4 protein-coding genes and 2 pseudogenes are annotated in these 3,430 nt (G+C 54.3%); 1 reads left to right on the top strand and 5 read right to left on the bottom strand.

The window, feature by feature from the left end:
* Positions 1–30: 30 nt before the first annotated feature.
* The 5 genes and pseudogenes from QP994_RS10915 to QP994_RS10895 form a co-directional block, all read right to left on the bottom strand.
* On the bottom strand, positions 31–432 hold the full coding sequence (locus QP994_RS10915) for a hypothetical protein (protein ID WP_284866799.1): 402 nt from the start codon (positions 430–432) through the stop codon (positions 31–33).
* A gap of 19 nt (positions 433–451) precedes the next feature.
* A complete protein-coding gene (locus QP994_RS10910) occupies positions 452–1,042 on the bottom strand; it encodes a hypothetical protein (protein WP_284866798.1) in 591 nt (196 codons plus the stop codon).
* A gap of 12 nt (positions 1,043–1,054) precedes the next feature.
* Positions 1,055–1,501, bottom strand: a complete 447-nt coding sequence (locus tag QP994_RS10905; RefSeq protein ID WP_284866797.1) for a putative toxin — start codon at positions 1,499–1,501, stop codon at positions 1,055–1,057.
* Positions 1,502–1,573: 72 nt separating this feature from the next.
* A pseudogene (locus tag QP994_RS10900) lies at positions 1,574–1,669 on the bottom strand (hypothetical protein); the annotation flags it as partial.
* A gap of 23 nt (positions 1,670–1,692) precedes the next feature.
* A pseudogene (locus QP994_RS10895) lies at positions 1,693–2,316 on the bottom strand (IS3 family transposase); the annotation flags it as partial.
* Positions 2,317–2,411: 95 nt separating this feature from the next.
* On the opposite strand from QP994_RS10895, the gene QP994_RS10890 reads away from it, so the two are divergent.
* Positions 2,412–3,430 (top strand): IS256 family transposase (locus QP994_RS10890; protein WP_284866800.1); only part of this gene is annotated, 1,019 nt, incomplete at its 3' end.

Below are 3,430 nucleotides of genomic sequence, written 5' to 3'. Positions count from 1 at the left end.
AGTAGAAGTAGGCATATCAGTTACGTCCTGTTAGTTGAAGTACACCGCAATAGCGTCACCACGGGTGCGCGCCGCAGCATAGAAATCAGTGAGAATGTCAATAGCGTCAACTTCCTCGAAGTCATCAGGATCAAGACCTTCGAGCACGTGAGCAAAATCAGCGACCTGCTCAGGGGTATTAATACGCATTCCATCCGTAAGGTCTTGCCCATCCCAATCAGCAGCACCAAAAACAATGCCACTAACAGTTGAACGATCAAGCACCTCAGCAAGAGCGTCGGCAGTGTCAACAAAGACCACATCGATATCAGTCACAGGATTCGAAGAGGTCTCAATCGCACCTGTAATCGCATCACGCCGCTGCTCGACACCACCATCATTAAGCATGGTGTACTCATCAGCACCAAAAGCAATATAAATCGGAATAATCATCGTATCGTCTCCTTAAATATTATTCCGCAGGAAGTTCCGGTCGGGTGACCCGTTTAGCCTCATCAAGAACAGGCATCCACGCATTGACCTGATGACGCTCCAACTGCCGCTGGGACTTCCCGGCAATAAACGCAATGAACTCAACATCACGATCAGTATCAGCAGTTTCAGCAACCACATCCCAATGACGCTGCCGCCCCTTCTTAATAAAAAGTCTCTGGAAATACTCCTTGACCATTTCACTGGTTGTACCAATACTGCGATGATCAGTCAGATACATCTCCAACATCCGATCAAGATACTTCTCCTTACTCCCAGCAAGCCTTTCCAAAGAAAAGAACAACTGTGTCCTCACACCAGCATGTGGCTCCAAGTAGTAATACCGCTCAAACTGATCAAACAAATAATAATGCCTAGCTTTAAGAAACTCATTGATCGCGCAAACAAGCTGATCCTTAGCGGTAGGAAGCAGATCATCGCGCAAAAGCACCTTCTCCAGCCCATACACATAGTGCTCTAAAAGCTCATCCGACATCGTGCCATACCTATCAGGCACTGGGGTATGCAACCCCACCAAACGAGCAACTTCTGTTGCAATGCTTTCACTCATAGAACAACCTTTCTATCGCTTAGAAGGAAACAGCCACAACGACTTCGAATCCGATAACCGCACGGCAGTTTCAGCGTCCGATAGAATCTCAGACGACATTCTGTGAACAACAATATCGTCGTTAGCAAGTACAGTACTAGCCACATGAGTGTCCCCCCGGACAAACAAGTTCAGCTTCGTCCCAGGGTACTGTTCCTTGTTGAATGCTACGGCGTCTTGAAGCTGCTGGGTCATGGAGATTTCTTTGACGTTTTTCACCTCAGCTAGCCCCATGATATTTCCGTCGCTACCTATGACACGGCCATCGGAAATACGATTCCGATCACCTATTGTGTAGGCGTCGCGTTTGCCCATCTTCATGCCGTTTTTCTCGAGGAGATCGGCCGCGGCCTGCTCCCCGACGACACCTTTATTGTGGGCAACGATGCGCCATCGTTGGTCCTTTGGAAGATTTTTCACATGCGCCTGCAAACCGAACGGATCACAAACATAGCCGGCGTGATCAACATAGCCCTGTGCAGATGCTAACCGCGGCGCTAAGCCAAGCGGATCCTGCGCGTTATAAATTCCAGCAGACGGACAGTAGTACCGGAACCTGTTATACGCCCACCCCGATTCCGAATCCAGGTACTGTCCTGCGAAAAGCAGCGGCGTCGACGTCTCACCGTGCCAGGTTCGAAGAGGGTGTCAGCCGTACGTGCAGCATCCCGGGTAGGCCAGCGTTGCCGGTCGTAGAACTCAGTCTTCAGCGTTGACCAGAAGGACTCGGCCATCGCGTTATCGAAGCACACCCCGGTACGCCCGACGGACTGGGCAATGCCCATCTCGCGGCAGACGTCCCAGAGCTGCTCGCTCGTAAACTGTGCTCCACGGTCGGCGTGAAACACCAGGCCATCAGGAACGTCACCGCGTAGCGTATACGCCATCCGCAGGGCCCGATCGACCAGGGAAGTATCTTGCACACTATCCATAGCCCAACCGAGCACCCGGCGGGAATGACCATCACGGACGACGCACAAGTACAACCAGCCTTCACCGGTGCGCAGGTAGGTAATATCCGACATCCACACCCGATTGAGCTCACCGGCATCAAACATGCGCTTGACCAGGTCAGGAAGCGTGGACTTACGCTTGGACTGAATCGTGGTCACCGGGACGAAGGCCCGCGGTGAAATCCCCTCAATGCCCATCAGGCGCATCCGCTTGGCCACAGTCTTCCGGTTGAGCGCAATGCCGTAGCGCTCGGCAAGGGTTGCGTCCCTTAGTGTGGTGTAACGCTTGCTGATGGTGGGCCCTGGAAAATGCAGGGGCGGCCATCGTCAGTAACCTTTCGACTCAACTACCACATCTCACCGAAAGGAACATGACGATGACCGCTGATCCGCATTCTATCGACCCAACATCCTATCTGGATGATCTGCTCGCTCAAGCCTCTCCGGATTTGATGCGCCAGATGCTGCAAGGGTTTATCAACCAAATCCTCTCCGCCCAGGCCGACACCGTCTGCGGCGCCGAATACGGCGTCGCCTCCACCGAGCGGGTCAACCACCGCAACGGGTATCGCCACCGCGACCTTGACACCCGTGTCGGCACGATCGACGTAGCAGTGCCGAAGCTGCGCCACGGAGCGTTCTTCCCAGAATGGCTGTTAGAGCGACGCTCACGAGCAGAACGAGCCTTATCGACTGTGATCGCCACCTGCTATCTCAAAGGGGTTTCCACCCGCAGGATGAACGATCTGGTGGCCACCCTTGGCATTTCCAACCTGTCGAAATCGCAAGTCTCGCGGATGTCGGAAGAACTCGACGAGATGGTCGCAGACTTCAGAAATCGCCCCCTGGACCCCGGCGGGTACGCCTACCTGTCCTGCGACGCACTGACGATCAAAGTGCGCGAAGGCGGCCGGGTGGTCAAATGCTCAGTGCTGCTTGCCACCGGTGTCAACGCCGATGGCTACCGGGAAATGCTCGGCATGCACGTCGCCACTGCGGAATCCAACGCATCGTGGAAAGGCTTCTTCCAAGACCTCAAAGCCCGCGGACTTCGTGGTGTCTTCCTTGTCACCAGTGATGCCCACGAAGGCATCCAGCATGCCATTTCCGAAGTGCTGCCCGATGCCTCCTGGCAGCGGTGCCGCACCCACTTTGCCAAAAACCTCTACGAGAAAGTCCCCAAAATGCAGTGGCCGATGGTCTCTGCGATGTTCCAGACGATCTTCCAACAACCGGATGAGGAATCAACCTGGGCGCAAGCCCGTGAAGTTGTTGACTTGTTGGAACCGAAGTTTCCCGAGGTTGCAGCCTATTTGGAGTGTCAGATGCGGGTTTTTGGTACCGGTGTTCCGGAGACCCGGTACTGCCGTGTTCCGGGTAGTTGGTACCGGGGCCG

Origin of the sequence: Corynebacterium sp. MSK044 (assembly GCF_030232825.1) — a bacterium.
Taxonomy (GTDB): Bacteria; Actinomycetota; Actinomycetes; order Mycobacteriales; family Mycobacteriaceae; genus Corynebacterium.
This window is presented reverse-complemented; position numbering and strand designations above follow the sequence as displayed.

Excerpts from the sequence above, each read along its gene's own strand:
- QP994_RS10915 (WP_284866799.1), bottom strand. The coding sequence starts at position 432 with ATGATTATTCCGATTTATATTGCTTTTGGTGCTGATGAGTACACCATG.
- QP994_RS10910 (WP_284866798.1), bottom strand. The coding sequence starts at position 1,042 with ATGAGTGAAAGCATTGCAACAGAAGTTGCTCGTTTGGTGGGGTTGCAT.